Source organism: Candidatus Symbiopectobacterium sp. NZEC151, assembly GCF_025962655.1.
Classification (GTDB): Bacteria; Pseudomonadota; Gammaproteobacteria; order Enterobacterales; family Enterobacteriaceae; genus Symbiopectobacterium.
On the sequence record NZ_JAGFPE010000002.1, the window covers coordinates 81804 to 101672 of the forward strand.

Here is a 19869-nt window from a genome sequence, read left to right on the forward strand (position 1 = left end):
TTTCCCCACCAGCCTGTTGCCTGCGGGCCGCTTTTAACAACACGTCAGAGTGCAGAGCGCGGGGTGAAACTCTCCGCCTTTTCCAGCAGAAATTCATAGAACTCTTTGGCACACTGCGACAGTTGTCGCTCTTTGTCAGTCACCAGATAGATGCCGCGCTGTAGCGACAGATCGCGAAACGGCACAATGGCGATATCTTTGTGCTGAAACTGAAACAGCGTCAGGCCGGTCACAATGCTCACCCCATAGTTGGCCGCGACCAGCCCCATCATGGTGGTCAGTTGACGCACTTCAAGCACGTAGTCAAAGCTGTGCGGCGCCATCAGCTGATCGGTGTACTGACGGATGCTGGTCCCTTGCGAGAAGCCCACAAAGGCGTGCTGCGCCACTTCGGCAACGTCAACGCTCTGACGCTGTGCCAGAGGATGATTGCGATGGCAAATCAGGAAAAACTCATCGGCAAACAGCATTCGGGAACTGAACGTGCCCGGAGAAGGCTGACCTGCGGTTAATGCCAGATCCGCGCGCCCGTCCAGAATGGCTTTCAGGCAGCGATCCCACTGCGTATCCAGCAGCTCAACCTTGATGTCAGGATGTGCGCGATGGTGCTGGGCCAGCACCTGCGGCAACCACTCCACCGCCATCGAAGGCAACACCGCCAATACAATTTTACCTTTGTACCCGGTGGCATAAGATTTAATCTCCACGACGGCGTCATCGTGTGACTGAATGAGTCGGCGAGCAATATCAATAAAGTGAATGCCATTACCGTTTAACTGCACCTTGCGTGTATCACGATCGAAAAGGCGATATCCTACCTCATCTTCCAACGCCGCGATCAACGCGCTAAACGCGGGCTGCGACAGGTTTATTTTCTGCGCTGCTCGGGTAAAGTTTTCAGTTTCCGTGAGCGCAATAAATGCCCTCAATTGTTTAATGGATAAGTTCATAACACCTCTATCTGAAATAGACCTTACACATCGGTAAAAAATTAACAAACTTTATTTCAATCAAGTGACTTATTTTGTTTTTATGATCGCTGCCACAATTATTTAATCTTATTTGACCTTCAGATAAAAGATGCAATTGCTACATTTTGAAGCAAAATCACAACACCTCACCGACGCCTATCGCAAATTATTCTGCGATACCATTTCAAAACAACCAGTTACCCATATATGGGTAATTCTTGTCTATTTATTTGATCTGCAAATAGAATAAACCCATTCTGTTTTCAAATGAATCCATTGCCATTATGAGTTAGTCTGATGCAATTCCAAATGATAAAAATAGCGCAGCCAACAATATCTGTTCTGGGTTAGGCGTTGATTTTCATGTTTGTTATAAATAAACGATAATTTTTAACATAATCGTTAAGCCGGCATGGATTGTCAACTGCGCACAATAATAAGTAGAGGAGTGCTATATGTTAGCGTTAATCGGGGTGCTCACCATTGCCACCCTATTATTTTTCATTATGACCAAACGAATGTCACCGCTGGTGGCATTGATTGTCATTCCGATTGCTGGGGCATTATTGGCCGGAAGCGGCACTGACACAGCAAAATACGTGGTAGATGGGATTACCAAACTGGCACCGATGGCCGCCATGTTTGTATTTGCTATCTGCTTTTTCGGCGTGGTTACCGACGCAGGCATGTTTGATCCGATCATTCGCGGCATCTTGCGGATGGTGGGAACCAGCCCGGTCAGGATCATCATCGGTACCGGCGTATTGGCGCTGCTGGCGCATCTGGACGGCAACGGTGCGGTCACCTTCCTGATCACGGTGCCGGCCATGCTACCGCTGTTTAACAAGCTGGGCATGGACAAGCGCATTCTGGTCGGTATCACCGCGCTGAGCGCCGGTGTGAACTTCCTGCCGTGGACCGGACCGATGATCCGCGCCTCGGCGGCGTTGAACATTTCCACTCACGATCTGTTTATCCCGTTAATCCCTGCGCAGATCTGTGGCCTGGTCTTCATGGTGCTGATGGGCTACTACTGGGGTAAGAAAGAAGAGAAACGCCTGGGTCTGTCGGGCAGCAACCCGCTGGCTGGCGGTTCTGCTTCGTTCAATGCACAAGAGCACGTGAAGGAACTGACCGACGAAGAAAAAGCCCTGCGTCGTCCGCACATGTTCTGGATTAACATCGCGCTGGTGGTCTGTGTTATCGGCACCATGGTTTTCACCAAAATCTCGCCAACCGTTGCCTTTATGGTCGCGCTGACCGTCGCGCTGATGGTGAACTACCCCAACGTTGAAATGCAGAAAGCGCGTATCAATGCGCACGCCAAAGCGGCACTGATGATGGCCAGTATCCTGTTCGCCGCAGGTGCCTTCACCGGCATCATGGGTGGCGCAGGTATGCTGAAAGCCATGTCTGAAGCGGCCGTCGGCTTTGTTCCTCCTGCTCTGGCATCCCACATTCCGTTCGTGGTGGGTCTCATCTCCATGCCGCTGAGCCTGGTGTTTGACCCTGATTCTTATTACTTCGGCATCATGCCCGTTATCGCTCACACCGGCGAAATGTTAGGCGTGCCGGCCATTCAGGTGGCGCAGGCTTCGGTTCTGGGCCAGATGACCACCGGTTTCCCGGTCAGCCCGTTGACCCCAGCCACGTTCCTGCTGTGCAGCCTGGCAGGCGTCGATTTGGCCGACCACCAGAAATTCTCTATTCCCGTGCTCTGGGCAGCCAGTGTCGTCATGACATTCGCCTGCGTCATCTTTGGTGTGTTCCCGCTATAAGCGCCCACACACCGTAACCAGAGCCGTTTTAAATATAGAAGGTAAAGCTATGAAAACTATCCGTATAGGTTCCGGCGCAGGCTATGCCGGCGATCGCATCGAGCCCGCACTTGAGCTCGCGCAAAAAGGCGATATCAACTACCTGGTGTTTGAATGCCTGGCAGAACGCACCATCGCTATCGGCCAGAAACAGAAGCAGCAAAACCCGGAAAAGGGCTACAACGAGCTGCTGGCAGACAGAATGTACGCGGTACTGCCGACCTGTCTGGAAAAAGGCATCAAAATCATCACCAATATGGGTTCCGCCAACCCAACGGCAGCGGGCCAGCGCGTGCTGGAGATCGCCAAAGAGCTGGGTGCCAAACAGTTAAAAATTGCCGTGGTGACCGGTGATGACGTGCGTGATGTGTTGATTAAACAAGATGCGCGTCTGGATGAAATCGGCCAGCCGGTTTCTACCTGCGGTAAAGAGATCCTGTCCGCCAATGCCTACATGGGCGCTGATGCCATGGTCAAAGCGCTGCGTGATGGTGCGGACATCATTATCGCCGGGCGCGTTTCTGACCCGTCGCTGTTTCTGGCACCGATGATGTATGAATTTAACTGGGCAGCCGATGACTGGGAACACCTGGGCAAAGGCACCTGCCTCGGTCACCTGCTGGAATGTGCCGGACAGATCACCGGCGGCTACTATGCCGATCCTGGCTTCAAGGACATTCCGCATCTGGAACGCCTTGGCTTCCCGATCGCGGAAATTGATGAAAACGGCGATGCGGTCATCACCAAAGTCGCCGGTTCTGGCGGCCGGGTATGCGTAGATACCTGCAAAGAGCAAATGCTGTATGAAATCCACCGTCCGGACAGCTATATCACTCCCGATGTGGTAGCCGATTTCACCGGTGTCACCTTCACTCAGGTCGGTGACGACCGAGTTCGCGTTCAAGGTGCTACGGGCCGCGCCAAAACCGACACATTGAAAGTCTCCGTCGGTTATCAGGATGGCTTTATCGGCGAAGGGGAAATTTCCTACGCCGGACCAGGTGCCGTTGCACGCGGACGTCTGGCGCTCGATATCGTCAAAGGCCGTTTTGAAGTATGCGGTTTCGCACCGTCAGAAGTGCGTTTCGATTTGATTGGTGTAGACGCGCTGCACGGCGCAGAGCGTTCTCAACGCAGCGAGCCTTATGAAGTGCGCGCGCGCGTGGCCGCTCGCTGCGCCACCCGCGCACAGGCAGTGAAAGTGGGCAATGAAGTGGAAACGCTATACACCAACGGCCCTGCGGGCGGCGGTGGCGTCAATAAAGGCGTCAAAGAGATTCTGGCCATGGATTCCACCCTGCTGGCGCGTGCTTTCGTTACCCCAGCGGTTAACTACCTGGAGATCAAATAATGAAACTACGTGAAATCGCCCACTCTCGCACTGGCGACAAAGGCAATACGTCGAATATTTCTCTGATTGCCTATCGTGCGGAAGATTTTGAGAAAATCAAAACGGCCGTTACCGCGGAAAAGGTCAAGGCCTGGTTTGCCGATATCGTCACCGGTGACGTCGTTCGCTACGAACTGCCCGCCATTGGCGCGCTGAACTTTGTCATGTATGGCGCACTGGGTGGCGGTGTTACCCGCTCACTGGCGCTGGATATGCACGGCAAAGGGCTGAGTGCAGCCATTCTGGACATGGATATCTAAGCGATTGCCACGGGTTCGCCCGTGGCACGGAAATAAAAGATCGATGGGGCAATGATTATTGCCCCACTATATACCCCGATATATCCACATAACGACCTTAGAAAATTGGCGGCAATTTTCTACAGGGCAACTTTTGCCTAAAAAACGGCATTAGCGCCCTTTGATTGATGGAGTAGCTGAATAATGAAAAACAAAATCATTGATGCCAGTTATTTCCGTTCTTTATTAAAAGACGGAATGACAATTATGTTCGGTGGTTTTATGGGTGTCGGAACCCCGGATTTATTGGTAAAAGAAATAATGAAATCCGGCGTCACTGATTTAACCCTGATTGGTAATGACACGGCATTTCCCGACACCGGCGTTGGCCCCTTGATTGCCAGCGGTCAGGTTAAAAAAGTCATCGTTTCGCATATTGGCACCAACCCGGAAACCGGCAAACGCATGATTGCCAAAACCCTGGATGTCGAACTGGTGCCACAGGGCACGCTGGCAGAACGTATTCGCAGCGGCGGTGCTGGATTGGGCGGTTTTCTCACCCCGACGGGCGTTGGCACCGTGGTGGAAGAAAATAAACAAAAAATCACCCTCGATAATACCACCTATTTATTGGAATTACCGTTAAGAGCCGATCTTGCCATTATTGAGGCAAGCGTTGCCGACACTCGTGGAAATCTGATTTATCACCTTACCGCCCGTAATTTTAATCCTCTGATAGCACTTGCCGCAGATAACGTTGTTGCGCAATGCGAACAGGTTATTCCTGTCGGTCAATTAGCGCCGGAATGCATTGTGACGCCTGCTGCACTGGTCGATCACCTTTATGTTGGAGAAAAATAATGGACGCTAAATCAATTATCGCTCGCCGCGTCGCGCTGGAGTTAAACGACGGCGACGTGGTGAATTTAGGCATTGGCTTGCCGACTCAGGTCGCCAACTACGTACCCGAAACCATTGAAGTGACCTTTCAGTCGGAAAACGGCTTTCTCGGCTTAGGTGCTGTCACCGACATCGATACCAATCTGGTTAACGCGGGCGGGCAACCCTGCGGCATGGTGCCGGGTGCGGCGATGTTTGACAGCGCCTTCTCGTTCGCCCTGATCCGCGGTGGTCATGTAGACGTATGCGTACTCGGCGGTTTGCAGGTAGACGAACATGCCAACCTCGCCAACTGGGTGGTACCCGGCAAAATGGTGCCCGGCATGGGCGGTGCCATGGATTTGGTGGTCGGCGCCAAGAAAGTGATCATTGCGCTGGAACACTGCGCCAAAAACGGTGCCCCCAAACTGCTGCACGAATGCACCTACCCGCTTACCGCCGCCAACAAAGTCAGCATGGTGGTCACCGAACTGGCGGTATTTGAATTTATCGACCAACAGATGGTGCTGCGTGAAATCAGCCCGGATATCACCCTCGACGAACTGCGCCAGAAGACAGAAGCCCACTTCATTGTCTCCGACTCTCTGCAACCGTTAAAAATCCACTAAGGAGACCCTGATGAACACACAAGATTCCGTTGTGATTGTGAGCGCCAAACGCACCGCGATCGGTAAATTCGCGGGCAGTTTAGCCAATACTTCCGCCGTTGAACTGGCAAGCGCCACGATTAAAGATAGCCTGTCATCCCTGCCGCAGGGTTTGAAGATTGATGAAGTGATGCTGGGCAACGTGCTGAGCGCCGGTTTAGGCCAAAACCCGGCGCATCAGGCGGGTCAGGCTGCCGGGCTCGGTGTGGAGACGCCCGCCTTTACCGTCAGCAAAGTGTGCGGCTCCGGCCTCAAAGCGGTAGCGCTCGGTGCGCAATCCATTGTGGCGGGCGACAATCAGATCTGTATCGCGGGCGGTATGGAAAACATGAGTGCTGCCCCTTACCTGCTGGAAAAAGCACGTCAGGGCTACCGCATGGGCGATGGCAAATTAATCGACTCCATGATCCAGGACGGTTTGTGGTGCGCCTTCAATGATTACCATATGGGGATCACCGCCGAGAACATCGCCAAACAGTACGGCTTTACCCGGGAAGATCAGGATGGCGTAGCTTTCGCCTCGCAGCAAAAAGCCGCCGCCGCGCAGGCGAACGGTCGCTTTGAGGCTGAGATCACCCCAATTGCGCTGCGCGTGAAAAAAGAGACGCGTATCTTCAATCAGGATGAGTTCGTGCGTGCCGATACCACGTTGGATTCTCTGGGTAAACTGCGCCCGGCTTTCCTGCCGGACGGCACCGTCACGGCGGGCAACGCCTCGGGAATCAACGATGCGGCAGCAACGCTGGTGCTGATGCGGGAATCCGAAGCCCGCCAGCAGGGTATCACGCCGCTGGCGCGCATTCGCAGTTGGGCCTCCGCCGGTGTGCCGAGCGAGGTGATGGGATTAGGCCCAATTCCTGCCACCCAAAAAGCGCTGCTCAAGGCAGGACTGACCATTCAGGATATCGATCTGATCGAAGCCAATGAGGCGTTTGCGGCACAATTCCTGGCCGTACAGCGCGATTTGGGTCTGGACCCGGAAAAAGTGAACGTCAACGGCGGCGCGATTGCGCTGGGCCACCCGATCGGTGCCAGCGGCGCACGTATTCTGGTTACGCTGATCCACGCGTTGCACAGCTACGACAAAACGCTGGGGCTGGCAACGCTGTGCATCGGCGGCGGTCAGGGCATCGCACTGATCGTTGAGCGCCTGTAACCGGGCCGCTGCATCGCTCCACGGCCCAGCGAGTATACCGCGCTAAAACGCCTCCCAGTCGCGTTCTGATCCACGCCCGGAGGCGTTTTTCACCGCAGGCAATAATCCTGGCGCACCGTGTGTAAACGGCCGGGCGGCAACTGCTGGCACGCCCTGATTATTGCCAATATTGAACGCAGACACCGCACCTTGTAAAAAGCCCGCCTGCTCCTCCAGAGAGGCTGCCGCAGAGGCAGATTCTTCTACCAGCGCCGCATTTTGCTGCGTCACCCGATCCATTTCGCTCACCGCTTGTCCCACCTGATCGATGCCACGACTTTGCTCATCAGACGCCGACGCGATATCCCCCATAATATCCGTCACGCGACTCACCGCCGTGACAATTTCCTGCATGGTGTCTCCCGCTTCCCGCACTTGAATCGCCCCGGTGCTGACGCGATTGACCGAATCGTCAATCAGGGTTTTGATCTCTTTCGCGGCCTGCGCGCTGCGCTGTGCCAGCGTGCGCACTTCGCCTGCCACCACGGCAAAGCCACGACCTTGATCGCCTGCTCGTGCCGCCTCCACCGCAGCATTCAGCGCCAGAATGTTGGTCTGGAAGGCAATACCATCGATCACATTGGTGATATCCGCGATTTTTTGCGAGCTGTCGGAGATCTGGTTCATGGTGATCACCACATGGCTGACTTTTACCCCGCCTTTGTCTGCCGTCTCTGACGCCTCTTTTGCCACCTGCGCCGCCTGCCGCGCGCTGTGTGAATTCTGTTTTACCGTGGCGGTCAACTGTTCCATGCTGGCCGCGGTTTCGCCCAGCGACGCCGCCTGCTGCTCGGTGCGCGATGAAAGATCGTTGCTGCCTGCCGAGATCTCGCTGGCACCGGTATAAATTGACTGCGCGCTGTCACGCACCGCGCTTACCGTATCAATCAGTGAACGCTGCATATGATGCAAACCGGTGGCAAGCTGGCTCATCTCATTTCGTCCTTGAACGTCAATCGATTGCGTCAGATCGCCTTTGGCAATCGCGTTGATATGGCGCATCAGCGCATGCAGCGGTTGCAACAGAATACGCTGCAATCCGACCCAACTGAGCACAATCACCAATACCACCAGCAGTGAAATAATACCCAGCAGCCACAACATCTCCTGAAACGCACGATGGTTATCATGCAGCCCATTATCGGCGACTTGCGTTTGGGCTTCCCGCCACGCCAGATAGTTTTCCTGCATCGCAACATTTAACGGGGCCGCCCCTTCATGCAGTTTCATTGCCGCCCCGGCCAATCCACCGGCCAGTGAATTGACGATATCGTTCAACAGTTTCTGATAAACGATATAGCTCTCTTCCAGCTTTTTGGTGAGCGCCGGATCCACCCCCGGCGAAGGCGGAATGGCCTGATAGGCTTTATAACGGCTTTCGGAACTGGTGATACGCTCCTTCGCCATTTGCAGCAGCGACTGCATCGCGTCTTTATCCGCATTCCCCATCATCATATTTTGAATCATGGTGCCGACGGCAATACGCGTTTGGTTCATCATAATCCAGGCATCGGTAAACGCGGCCACGCTCTGATTAGCACGCTGTGAAGCCTGAAACCCTTCTCGGTCATTGACCAGCGCACGCATGGAAAGCGCACCGGTGAGAAATTGTGAAATACCCAGAGTTAAAAGAACAATAATGAGAATGGTCACAACTTTTATACGTTTAAACATATAACACCCTTATTTCCTAAAAGGACGTGACATGTATATACCCTCAATGATGCGCGTTACATCACTGACGTAATAATGCGGCGGTATAAATAACCGGCGTTAAATAGGCCAGCGACGCGAATACATTTGGGTATAGCGGGAAAAACGTCAGACATTATGGTGTGTGTAGTGCAATCACATCGTCTGCCATTCAACGTTATTTAAATATGGAAAAATTCACTTTTTATATGGACAGGAAAACTACTCGACATGATTTTGGCGCGATATCTCATTCAGTGCGGGGCGAAAATAGCGAGAAAGGGCAAAGAAAAATAAAGGCGATTCATGGGTAGAACCGCCTTACCAGCAAGGTGAGTGGTTATGCCAGATAACCCAGCGCCCGTTGCAGCATCAGACCGTCAATCGAGTGGCCGACACCGGCAATCATATCGAGTGAATGCGCACTGCCCAACGCGTGCAGGCACTGAGCGGCAGCCTGTGCGTGCGCAGGCAAAATCACGCTGTCCTGCTCGCCGTGGATAAAATGCACCACCGCTGGCGTCAATGCAGATTCCGGCAACGAGGCAAAACGGCCGCTAAACGCGATAACCGTACCGGCAATGGCCGGGTCCGCCTTGAGCGCTTCCAGCGACATGATGGTCCCCTGCGAAAACCCAACCAGCACGGTATGTGCAGCGTCAACCCCAACCTTCTCCTGCCACTGGCGCACGGTTGACAGGAACCCCGGTATCGCCGCATCAACGCGCGCCTGACGGTTCTCTTCGGTCACCCCTTGCACGGAGAACCACTGACGCCCGGCGCCCCATTCGGTGCTTTCAGGCCCATTGAGGCTGACAACACAGGCATCCGTCAAGGCATCAGCAAAATAACGCCCTAACGCCGCCATGCCGTTGGCACTGTCGCCAACGCCGTGAAACAGCAGGACCAGACGTTGCGCCCGCTCCGGTTGTTGTACTGTAATTGCATCGCTCATGATATGTCCCGTTTTGTCGTGGTATTCCAGCATGATACCCCTGCGGCTATCACGTGCTATCGGGATTTATTGAACAAGTCATTCCATTATTTCCAATGACCCGCCCTAACCGCTTTCACCCCATAGGCCGGAACGAAACAGGGAAATACCAGGCTGACGCGGCGGTCAGCCTGTCACCCTGGCCTCAAAACGCGGCGGCGAGGGGCAATAATTGCTGCTCAGTCAAAGGGGCAAGGCACAGCGCCGTCGGCACTTTTGGGTTGACCCAGACAACTTCGGCGATTTCAGCCGCCGGTGTCACGCTACTCACACCCTGCACACGGTACACGTCAGCTTCAACAACATACCCAGGCTCATTAACCGCCCGATCGGAAAAATGGCCAAGATACGTCAGATCCGCTATCGCAACCTGTATCGACAGCTCTTCTTTCAGTTCGCGCACCAGCGCCTGCTCTGCCGTTTCACCGGGTTCCATTTTTCCCCCCGGCTGCATAAACGCGGTGGTGCCCTGTTTGCGTACCAACAGACAGGCCCCCGTCGCGTCGGTAATCACGGCAGCGGCGATGCGGATCACACAGGACGTCTCCATCGCTCACCCTACCTGACGAAACGCGGGCGTCCACTTGTGCGGCGGCGGCGTATAGGCAGCGAAAACGCGCAGAATATCTTCAATGCTGTCAGAAAACGTGAGCATATCGGCATAGGGTTGCTTCATAAACCCCTGGCTGACCATAGTGTCGTTCATGGTTTTCAGCGGGTCAAAATAGCCGTTAACATTGAGAAACGCGCAGGGTTTGTCATGAATCCCCAACTGCGCCCAGGTCCACTGCTCGAAAATCTCTTCCAGCGTCCCCGGACCGCCCGGCATCGCGATAAAACCATCAGCAATCTGCGCCATTTTGGCTTTACGCTCATGCATGTTTTCAACCACATGCAGCGTGGTCAGACCCGGATGAGAAAGCTCTTGATCGGCCAACAGACGCGGCATGACACCAATCACCTCGCCGCCCTGCGCCAACGCCGCATCCGCGACCGCGCCCATCAATCCCACACGGCCACCGCCGTAAACAATGGCGATACCGGCCTGCGCCAGGGTTTTGCCCGTCACACGCGCCGCATCAATAAAGGCGGTGTCACTTCCCGCACTCGAACCGCAAAAAATTCCCATCACCATGATATGTCTCTCTTCTCCATGTCGATTACCTACCTATGCCGGCAAACATCTCCATTCCACCAGGCATTTAATTATTCAGCCGGAAACCACCCGGTTGCGTCCAACGTTGCCAACGCGCGCAGGCCGCTGCATCAAGCTCGGCCAGTGCCTGAGCCGTCTCCTCACGCCAGCGTTGTAACAGCGCTTTTTTACCGCTTAATGAAAACGATGTCACACCCCGCTCGGGATCGTGCGGGTACGCATTGAGCTCACGCAATGCGGGCAGCGGCAAACCCGAGCGCGCCAGCAGACGTGTCAATGCGGCAAAGGTCGGCTCCATGCCGCGATGCGCAAAAGCAAACCCGGCCAGACTGCACCATTCGGCGTCTTCGAGTTTATCTGGATCCGGTATGGTCTGCGCCAACGGCAGTGCCAAAGGGATAATGCGGCGCAAGGCAGGCCACGCCTGAGCGAGACGCCGTTCGGCACGCGAGACCAGTTGCCGACCATCCTCGCTGATAGGCAAAATCGCCATCGCACTATAGCAGCCACTGCTCGCCTCGCGGTGGCTGCCAATGCGCACCAGCCGAAACCCGCACGCTTGCCAGAATGCCCACAGTTCGGGCTGATAGCCGAAGCTGACCGACAAAAAATCAATGCCGTCATCGCTCGCGATGTCCCGTTGTGCGGCAATCAGTGCATGACCAATGCGGCTGCGCCGCTGTTGCGCGACAACCGCGATACGGCTGATACGCCGCGAGCGTAAACAGGGAGCTTGCCACTCATCACCGTGTGCCGCCAATGATTGTGCCACCAGATTGCCGCGCGGGCGACGGCGGCCCGCCCACACCTCATGCGCTAACGCTGACGACAGGCCACCTTCATCAACCCACCAGGCCACGCCGCACAGTGCGTCGCCCCGCTGGGCACCGTAAAGATGCATGCCGGGCGCATCCAACAACCGTCGCAAATCCAGCGGCGAGGTGCGGTAATGCGCGCTGCACAATAAGGCATAATACGAATGCAAACCGGCCGGTTCGCTCAACCACGCCGCCGCCAGAGGTTTGGTGATAACAGTGGGTAATCTCGCTGTCTCCGGATTCAGGATATCGGCAGCGGTAAACGCGTCTCGAAAAAGCAGAGCCTGATCCAGAAAACGCTCCAGCGGATCGTTCGCGGCCCAGCGCAGCGGTTGATCCAACGTCAGCATCTCGCACTGCGGCAGCGAGGCGCAAAATTTCAGCAGAAAACCACGCCCGGTCCCTTCATACCCTTGCACCGTAGTGAGCATTAACACCCGAGGAAAATGGCTTACCAGCGCCTGCAACACTGACGTCGGGATCGCCGCCGCCTCATCAATCAACAGCCAGTCGGGCGGCGGCACAGATGACGATTGGCAAAGCGCCAGCAAGGCATCCGGAGACCAAAAGGGCAATGCTGCATCACTGGATTGTAGCAACTGGGCCGCCGTGTCGCGGGAAGGCGCAGTCACCCAACAGACACCGCTACACTGCGCGGCCAGCATCCCCGCCAGCGTCGATTTACCGCGCCCGCGCGCGGCGGTAATCACATAGACGCCCGGTGCCGCAGCCTGTAGCCGGGTCAGCAATGCCTGCTGCTGTGGCGTTGGGCCACCGCTGGCGGGGTGCCACGGTGCACGGGGGGACAGCGCTTTTATTGCGCCATCTTCTCCCTGTCGCCACAGGGTTATCTCTTCGTCCGCCAGCAACTGTTGCTGAAAATGCCTAATAAAATTTGGCGTAGCTATCGCCTGCGGCTGCTCACTCCAGCGCAGACTATCAGCATCGGGCCGTTGTGCCCACGCTTGCCAGGGCGGGACCAGCAGCAGTAGCCAACTGCCCGCACGCAAGGTGCCAGCAACGATCGCCAGCGCTTCCACATCCAGCCCGATGCGGGCATCAAACACGGCATGCTGATACTCCTGCCCCAGCAGCCTTCGCGCCTTGCTAACGGGTATGCTGTCCGGCTGTGCACCGCCCAACCAAAGCCAATCCCCCCGCGTCTGGCGGCACAGCGCTTGCGCCTGCGTTTGCACCCAGTGCGATTCACCGCTGAGGACCAGCAGGCGACGTGCGCCAACATGCCTCAGCAGCGCAGGAGCGCCGTTCGCATCAGCACCGAGCAGGTTTGGGGTGATGAGCTCAGACATGCCAATGCCGTTCTCAGGATTTGCCAATCAATAGCGAGAGCAGACCTGCCGCAATCAGCGGACCTACCGGCACGCCACGGAACAACGCCACACCGGCCACGGTGCCAATCAACAATCCCGACACCACGGAAGGCTGATTGCTCATCAGAGAAACACCGCGACCACCGAGCCAGGAAACCGCAACGCCCACCGCAATCGCTACCAGCGATTTCCAGTTGAGGAACGCCTGAAAGAAGTCATGGGCGCTGATTTTCCCACTGGCAATCGGGGCCATCACGCCGATAGTCAGAATCAGTATCCCGATGCTCAGTCCATATTTTTCCACCAGCGGGAAATAGCCGTTGAGCGGCGTCAAGCGCACCGCCAGCAACGCCAACATCGCCCAGGTGACCGTCATGTTGTGGCTGATAATACCCAGTCCCGCCAGGCCAAGCAGGATCAGAAGCGTGGGATCGAAAGAAGTCATGAGGAAGGGGGTTCCTGCTATGCTGGAGTCAAGTTATCGGTTTCATTCAAGACTCAGATGATAGCACTGTTTTGGCACGGCCCATTAGCCCAATACCCCTATTGGTAAGGGTAAACTGTCATTCTCCGCTTAGCGCAGAGAATGACAGGCAACGGCACACGCGTTACGCTTAACACGAAAACGATTGCGCGGTTAGTCTAATTTTACGCCAAGACGGTGTGCAACTTCTTCATAGGCTTCAATCAAACCACCCAGACTTTGACGGAAACGGTCTTTGTCCATCTTGTTCAGGGTTTGCTTGTCCCACAGGCGGCTGCCGTCCGGAGAGAACTCATCACCCAGTACCACTTCACCTTTGAACAATCCGAATTCCAGTTTGAAATCCACCAGTATCAGGCCCGCGTCATCAAACAGCTTGCTCAGCACCTCGTTGGCTTTGTAGCTCAGTGCTTTCATGCGTGCCAGGTGGGTTTCATTCACCCAACCGAAGGTTTTGCAGTAAGACTCATTCACCATCGGGTCGTGCAGGGCGTCATTTTTCAGGAACAGGTCAAACAGCGGCGGGTTCAGGGTAATGCCCTCTTCCACACCCAGGCGTTTCACCAGTGAACCGGCAGCACGGTTACGCACCACGCACTCTACCGGTACCATCTCCAGCTTTTTCACCAGCACTTCGTTGTCGGACAGCAACTTGACCATTTGCGTCGGGATGCCCGCTTCTTCCAGTTTGCTCATGATGAAATGGTTGAACTTGTTGTTCACCATGCCTTTACGATCAAACTGTTCAATGCGCGCGCCATCACCGGCTGACGTATCATTGCGAAACTCCAGCACCAGCAGATCGGGATCTTCAGTGGTGTAGACCGTTTTCGCTTTTCCGCGATACAACTCAGCTAGCTTTTGCATCTTTTATTACTCCACACAGTTGTGGGCCACCGACCACGGGCCCGATGATTTAATACTGATATACCCGTCATACTTCACGTTGCAGGTGCGTTGGTTGCGCTCGTTATTCGGCCCATCCCTGGGCCTCACCTCTAGCGAGGCCGCCGCAAGCGGCGTTCAAATCTGCTCCCGGCAGATTTGTCACCCGAATCACTTACCTGAGTAAGCTCATCGGACTCCTTCGCTTGCCGCCTTCCTGCAACGCGAATTATTTAGGGTATAAATAACAAAATTACCGGCATTCGCCGGGCCGAATAAAGAAGGGCCGGAGGTGACCGGCCCTTGCTGTTAGTGGCTGAGCGCCGCCTGGAAGACGGCGACAAGCGCGTCGTTTTTCGACTGGCTGAGCGTATGCCCTTTCGCGTCGATAAACTGCAACGTACTGCGGTTACCCAGATCGCCAACCTGCAATTTGTAATCGCCGTTGGTCAATTCAGGGTCTTTCGCCCCCAGACGTTCCCAGGCGCTGCTGCCCGGTGCTTTGTAGGTCAGCGCGATAGAGCCTTGTGGACGGCTACGATCGTTGACCTTCATGCCGACTTTTTCCAGCGCGGCAGGAAGACGATCCCAGACCACCGAATAAGGGCCACGCACCACCAGCAACGGCAGACCGCTGTCATCGGCACCGCTCAGCACGTCCAGCGTACCAACCGCGCGATTGACCTGTGCATTTTCACGCGCAGCCGCCTGTTTTTCCAATGCCTCTGACAGGGTATTGGCCATCAGACTGGTGTAACGTTGCACCTGAAGCGTTTCTGCCACCGGCGTGTTTTGCACTTCGAGGCCGAGCAGTTTCACCACAACCGCGACCTGATACCCTTGAGGTTGCACGGAGATCTGATAACGCGCACGGTACGGCACACTTTCATCGTCACGCGGCCAGAAGATCCAATCGGTGGTCAGCGTCTGCGTAGCATCCTGACGGCTGGCAATCACATAGCCCTTGTCCTGAACGATTTGCACCACCTGCGGCCACAGACGGTTCGCCTGCGCGCTGTTTTCGATCAGCAAGGTGGCTGTATCACCCGAAATTTGCGTGCGCGATCCGCTTAACAACGCCAATGGCTGGAGAGGAGGACGAATATCTAACGCTTTACCCAGTTCACCGGTTGATGCGGCTGCCGGGATCTCGTAATCCCCATTCTGCACCGGAAGGATCATTCCCGCCGGTGCCACTAACGTCCTCGGTTGCGGCGCTTTCAAATAGGATTCGTCGCCGCTGACCTGACGTTTGTGACGCTGATCGCTAGAACACGCTGCTAACAGCATAACCAGCGACAAACCAACCACTTTTGCCACCATGGACTTTTGCACTGAAGAAGTCATCAAATCTCCCTAAGGGTTACTGCAAACCAGCTTGCTTCAATGCGCGCTCCATCACTGCCCGACCGGCGTCAGTCAGCGGCGTCATCGGCAAGCGAAGCGTATCGGTCGCCATCAATCCTAATGCCTTGCATGCCCATTTCACCGGGATCGGATTAGGTTCAACAAATAATTTCTGATGCAGTGGCATCAGGCGCTGATTCAAACGGCGCGCCGCAGCGAAATCACCTTGCGCCGCCAGTGCGCACAGCTGTGCCATTTCCCGTGCCGCGATGTTCGCCGTCACGGAAATCACGCCGCGACCACCGAGTTGCATAAAATCCAGGCTGCTGGCGTCATCACCGCTCAGCAAAATGAATTTATCATCAACCAACTCTTGGATCTGACTCACACGGCTTAAGTTCCCGGTAGCTTCCTTCACCGCAACAATATTTTTTACTTCGGAAAGGCGGGCGATGGTTTCCGGCAGCATGTCGCAACCGGTACGCGACGGTACGTTATACAGAATCTGCGGTAAATCGGTGTGTTCAGCGATCGCTTTAAAATGCTGGAACAACCCTTCCTGCGTCGGGCGGTTGTAGTAAGGGGTTACCGTCAGGCAGCCCACTACGCCAGTACCGTGAAAACGTTTGGTGAGAGAGATGGCTTCCGACGTCGCATTGGCACCCGTTCCGGCTATCACCGGGATACGTCCGTCTGCCAGTTCCAGCGTCATCATCACCACATCGCCGTGTTCATCGTGGCTCAAGGTGGCGGACTCTCCGGTGGTTCCGACGGACACTATCCCCGCAGTTCCGCTAGCAACATGATAATCAACAAGTTTTTTTAAGCTCGCACGATCGACGGCTCCGTTGTCGTCCATCGGCGTAACCAGTGCAACAATACTTCCCGTAAACATTCGCCATCCCCTCCAAAAACAAGTTCTTCATGGTACTTTTGACTTCACTGCAAAAGCAAGCGCGCAACCGCGTTGTCGGCGTCTGACATGCGGTTTTTTTCTTTCTGCATGCCGCGACTGACGACGGCGCGGGAAAACGCACCCAGAACACACTCAAAATTGCCCCAGACAATTTTTTGTGTTTACCATGTTACTCTCAACCCGATGCAGAGGAAGCAAGATTTTGCCGAGCCAACAAGAACACTCTCTGGTTATCACCGCCCTCGGCGTCGACCGCCCTGGGATTGTGAACGCCATCACACGTCACGTCAGTAGCTGTGGCTGTAACATTGAAGATAGTCGTCTTGCGATGCTGGGCAAAGAGTTCACGTTCATCATGCTGCTGTCGGGAAGCTGGAACGCCATTACGCTGATCGAATCCACGCTGCCGCTCAAAGGGGCGGAAATGGAATTATTGATCGTGATGAAACGCACCGAGTCTCAGGCTCGCCCACCAATGCCCTCGACGGTATGGGTCAAAGTTGAACTGGCGGATTCACCGCATATCATCGAACGCTTTACCGCCCTGTTTGACGCCCATCACATGAACATTGCGGAGCTGGTTTCAAAAACGCAGCCCGCTACCAGTGGACATCCGTCAACGTTATATATTCAAATCACCGCACACAGCCCTGAAACGCTTAATGGCGCAATTATTGAGCCAGCCTTTCATCAGCTATGTACAGAACTGCACGCACAAGGCAGTATTAGCGTCGTGAACTATCCACAGCATGAAGAGAAAGATGGAGAGTAGTGATGAACACACTGAAAGCCGGTGATACCGCACCGAAATTTAGCTTGCCCGACCAGGATGGCGAACAAGTAAATTTAACCGACTTCCAGGGACAAAAAGTGTTGGTCTATTTTTACCCTAAAGCGATGACGCCGGGATGTACCGTGCAAGCCTGTGGTTTGCGCGACAACATGGACGATCTAAAGAAACATGGCGTGGAAGTGCTGGGTATCAGCACCGACAAACCGGAAAAACTGTCTCGCTTTGCGGAAAAAGAGCTGCTGAACTTTACGTTGTTGTCCGACGAAGATCATCAGATCTCACAAGCCTTCGGCGTGTGGGGCGAAAAGACGTTTATGGGAAAAACCTACGACGGTATTCACCGCATCAGCTTTTTGATTGGTGAAGACGGTAACGTGGCGCATGTGTTCGATGATTTCAAAACCAGCGATCACCACGATATCGTACTGAACTATCTGAAAAGCGCCTGACCGCGCGTTAGGTATCCACCGGCACCGCTAGGGTGTCGGTGTTTTTGCATTGCCCTGATTCACACTGCGCGCATTCTTGTGCTTGCTGTTTTTTGCACGGCGCGCTGTTATGCTGCACTTTTCCCGCATTCCACTTTGCATGCTCCCTCCGCGCTGGCTAAGATAGGCGCTAATCGCTTTTACCGTGCAGTCGAGAAGGTCCCACTCATGGTCTTCAATTGGTTAGGTGCTGAACGTCCTCGCATTACCGCTCCGGCAGGCAAGACGTTTCTGCGTGGATTCAGAGTAAAGAAAACCCTGACTGCGTTGCTGTTCGGCGCAATGCTGAGCGGCGTCGCGGCGCCGGTGGCTGCGGATATGCAGGATCAGCTTCCTGATATTGGCACCACTGCGGGCGGTACGCTCAGTATCAATCAAGAAATTGCCATGGGTGATTTCTACCTCAGGCAAATGCGCGGCGGTGCGCCGCTGATTGACGATCCGCTGCTGGTACAATACATCAACCAACTGGGCCAGCGCTTAGTCAAAAGCGCCAACTCGGTGCGCACGCCTTTTCACTTCTTCATCATTCGCAACGATGAGCTGAACGCCTTCGCCTTCTTCGGCGGCAACGTGGTTATCCATTCAGCCTTGTTCCGCTACGCGGAAAACGAAAGCGAACTGGCCTCGGTGCTGGCGCATGAAATTTCGCACGTCACCCAACGCCATCTGGCGCGCGCCATGGAATCACAGCAGCGCAGCGCCCCGCTCACCTGGGTAGGTGCATTGGGTTCCATTCTGCTGGCAATGGCAAATCCGCAGGTGGGGATGGCAGCCCTGAGCGGCACCTTGGCGGGCGCGCAGCAGGGGATTATCAGCTTCACCCAGTCCAACGAACAGGAAGCCGATCGCATTGGCCTACAGGTGTTGCAGCGTGCCGGGTTCGATCCGCAGGCGATGCCTAACTTTATGCAAAAATTGGCCGACCAATCACGCTACGCCACCAAGCCGCCGGAGATGCTGCTGACACACCCATTACCGGAGAGCCGCCTGGCCGATGCCCGCAACCGCGCCAACCAGATGCGTCCAGCCCCCACCCAGTCCTCACAGGATTTTCTGTTTGCCAAGATGCGCGCGCTGTCTATGTACAGCACCGCCTATAAGGCCACCGCAGATGAAACCATCGATAACTGGTTAAAAGGCAATGTGCGCGAGCAGCTTGCCGCACAGTATGGCAAAGCGGTGCGTGCCTATGAAGAGAAGAAATATGACGATGCCCGCGCCGTGCTTCAGCCGTTGCTGGATAAAACCCCAGACAGCCCCTGGTTTCTCGATCTGATGACGGATATCGATCTGGCGCAAAACAAAGCCGCGCAGGCCATCGCCCGGTTACAAAAAGCGCCGGGAGCCCAAAACAACCCGGTACTGCAATTGAACCTGGCTAACGCCTATGTCACGGGCGGTCAGGCCGCGGCAGCCAGCCGCCTGCTCTACCGTTATACCTACGCCAATCCGGGCGATCCCAACGGCTGGTCGCTGCTGGCGCAGGCCTCTGCCGCACAGGGCATGCGCGCCGAAGAGCTTGCCGCGCGCGGAGAGGAGTTGGCGCTATCCGGAAAACTGGATCAGGCAATCGGTCTGTTCAGCAATGCCAGCTCGCTGAGTAAACTCGGCAGTCTGGAGCAGGCGCGCTACGATGCCCGCATTGACCAGTTACGCCAGTTACAGCAACGCTTCCGTCAGTTTGAAAAATCCTGATATACCCTAAATAATTCGAGTTACAGGAAGGCGGCAAGCGAATGAATCCCGATGAGCTTACTCAGGTAAGTGATTCGGGTGAATGAGTGCAGCCAACGCACCTGCAAC

19 protein-coding genes are annotated in these 19869 nt (G+C 55.2%); 9 read left to right on the forward strand and 10 right to left on the reverse strand.

What is annotated here, in order from left to right; genetic code table 11:
• Window positions 1–44: 44 nt before the first annotated feature.
• Window positions 45–950 carry a LysR family transcriptional regulator gene (locus J5067_RS08445; RefSeq protein ID WP_264645006.1) on the reverse strand — a complete coding sequence of 302 codons (906 nt, stop codon included), beginning with the start codon at window positions 948–950 and terminating at the stop codon, window positions 45–47.
• A gap of 476 nt (window positions 951–1426) precedes the next feature.
• Between J5067_RS08445 and J5067_RS08450 the strand changes: the two genes are divergently transcribed.
• The 6 genes from J5067_RS08450 (at window position 1427) to J5067_RS08475 (ending at window position 7120) form a co-directional block, all read left to right on the forward strand.
• Complete coding sequence (locus J5067_RS08450; protein ID WP_264645005.1) at window positions 1427–2749, forward strand: CitMHS family transporter; 1323 nt, start codon at window positions 1427–1429, stop codon at window positions 2747–2749.
• 49 nt (window positions 2750–2798) lie between these two features.
• On the forward strand, window positions 2799–4139 hold the full coding sequence (locus J5067_RS08455; protein ID WP_264645004.1) for an acyclic terpene utilization AtuA family protein: 1341 nt from the start codon (window positions 2799–2801) through the stop codon (window positions 4137–4139).
• On the forward strand, window positions 4139–4438 hold the full coding sequence (locus tag J5067_RS08460; RefSeq protein WP_222159969.1) for a hypothetical protein: 300 nt from the start codon (window positions 4139–4141) through the stop codon (window positions 4436–4438). Before J5067_RS08455 ends, J5067_RS08460 begins: the two co-directional genes overlap by 1 nt.
• A 183-nt stretch (window positions 4439–4621) precedes the next feature.
• Window positions 4622–5278, forward strand: a complete 657-nt coding sequence (gene atoD / locus J5067_RS08465) for an acetate CoA-transferase subunit alpha (protein ID WP_264645003.1) — start codon at window positions 4622–4624, stop codon at window positions 5276–5278.
• On the forward strand, window positions 5278–5925 hold the full coding sequence (locus tag J5067_RS08470; RefSeq protein WP_264650886.1) for a 3-oxoacid CoA-transferase subunit B: 648 nt from the start codon (window positions 5278–5280) through the stop codon (window positions 5923–5925). Before atoD ends, J5067_RS08470 begins: the two co-directional genes overlap by 1 nt.
• Before the next feature lie 10 nt (window positions 5926–5935).
• Complete coding sequence (locus tag J5067_RS08475; RefSeq protein WP_264650887.1) at window positions 5936–7120, forward strand: acetyl-CoA C-acetyltransferase; 1185 nt, start codon at window positions 5936–5938, stop codon at window positions 7118–7120.
• 42 nt (window positions 7121–7162) lie between these two features.
• Here the strand turns inward: J5067_RS08475 and J5067_RS08480 are convergent, their stop codons facing one another.
• From J5067_RS08480 to dapA, 9 genes are all read right to left on the reverse strand, one after another.
• Entirely contained in the window at window positions 7163–8833 is a 1671-nt protein-coding gene (locus J5067_RS08480) for a methyl-accepting chemotaxis protein (RefSeq protein ID WP_264650888.1), read from the reverse strand.
• A 358-nt stretch (window positions 8834–9191) separates the two neighbouring features.
• The gene (gene ypfH / locus J5067_RS08485) at window positions 9192–9809 is read right to left on the reverse strand and encodes an esterase (protein WP_264645089.1); all 618 of its coding nucleotides are present in this window, start codon (window positions 9807–9809) and stop codon (window positions 9192–9194) included.
• A gap of 181 nt (window positions 9810–9990) precedes the next feature.
• The gene (locus J5067_RS08490) at window positions 9991–10395 is read right to left on the reverse strand and encodes an NUDIX domain-containing protein (protein ID WP_264650889.1); all 405 of its coding nucleotides are present in this window, start codon (window positions 10393–10395) and stop codon (window positions 9991–9993) included.
• A gap of 3 nt (window positions 10396–10398) precedes the next feature.
• Entirely contained in the window at window positions 10399–10983 is a 585-nt protein-coding gene (locus J5067_RS08495) for a TIGR00730 family Rossman fold protein (protein ID WP_264651099.1), read from the reverse strand.
• Between the two features lie 64 nt (window positions 10984–11047).
• Window positions 11048–13129 (reverse strand): tRNA(Met) cytidine acetyltransferase TmcA, encoded by a 2082-nt coding sequence (locus J5067_RS08500; RefSeq protein ID WP_264650890.1) that lies wholly within the window; start codon window positions 13127–13129, stop codon window positions 11048–11050.
• A 13-nt stretch (window positions 13130–13142) separates the two neighbouring features.
• On the reverse strand, window positions 13143–13595 hold the full coding sequence (locus J5067_RS08505) for a DUF441 domain-containing protein (protein WP_222159962.1): 453 nt from the start codon (window positions 13593–13595) through the stop codon (window positions 13143–13145).
• Between the two features lie 192 nt (window positions 13596–13787).
• Entirely contained in the window at window positions 13788–14501 is a 714-nt protein-coding gene (gene purC, locus J5067_RS08510) for a phosphoribosylaminoimidazolesuccinocarboxamide synthase (RefSeq protein WP_264624180.1), read from the reverse strand.
• A gap of 327 nt (window positions 14502–14828) precedes the next feature.
• A complete protein-coding gene (gene bamC / locus J5067_RS08515) occupies window positions 14829–15866 on the reverse strand; it encodes an outer membrane protein assembly factor BamC (protein WP_264650891.1) in 1038 nt (345 codons plus the stop codon).
• Window positions 15867–15882: 16 nt separating this feature from the next.
• A complete protein-coding gene (gene dapA / locus J5067_RS08520) occupies window positions 15883–16761 on the reverse strand; it encodes a 4-hydroxy-tetrahydrodipicolinate synthase (RefSeq protein WP_264644996.1) in 879 nt (292 codons plus the stop codon).
• A 187-nt stretch (window positions 16762–16948) separates the two neighbouring features.
• Here dapA and J5067_RS08525 point away from each other — a divergent pair, with 187 nt between their 5' ends.
• The 3 genes from J5067_RS08525 (at window position 16949) to J5067_RS08535 (ending at window position 19761) form a co-directional block, all read left to right on the forward strand.
• Complete coding sequence (locus J5067_RS08525; RefSeq protein ID WP_222159958.1) at window positions 16949–17554, forward strand: glycine cleavage system transcriptional repressor; 606 nt, start codon at window positions 16949–16951, stop codon at window positions 17552–17554.
• 2 nt (window positions 17555–17556) lie between these two features.
• Window positions 17557–18024: a thioredoxin-dependent thiol peroxidase gene (bcp, locus tag J5067_RS08530; RefSeq protein ID WP_264644995.1), complete on the forward strand. Its 468-nt coding sequence runs from the start codon at window positions 17557–17559 to the stop codon at window positions 18022–18024.
• A 321-nt stretch (window positions 18025–18345) separates the two neighbouring features.
• Window positions 18346–19761 carry a M48 family metallopeptidase gene (locus tag J5067_RS08535; RefSeq protein ID WP_264651100.1) on the forward strand — a complete coding sequence of 472 codons (1416 nt, stop codon included), beginning with the start codon at window positions 18346–18348 and terminating at the stop codon, window positions 19759–19761.
• Window positions 19762–19869 lie beyond the last annotated feature (108 nt).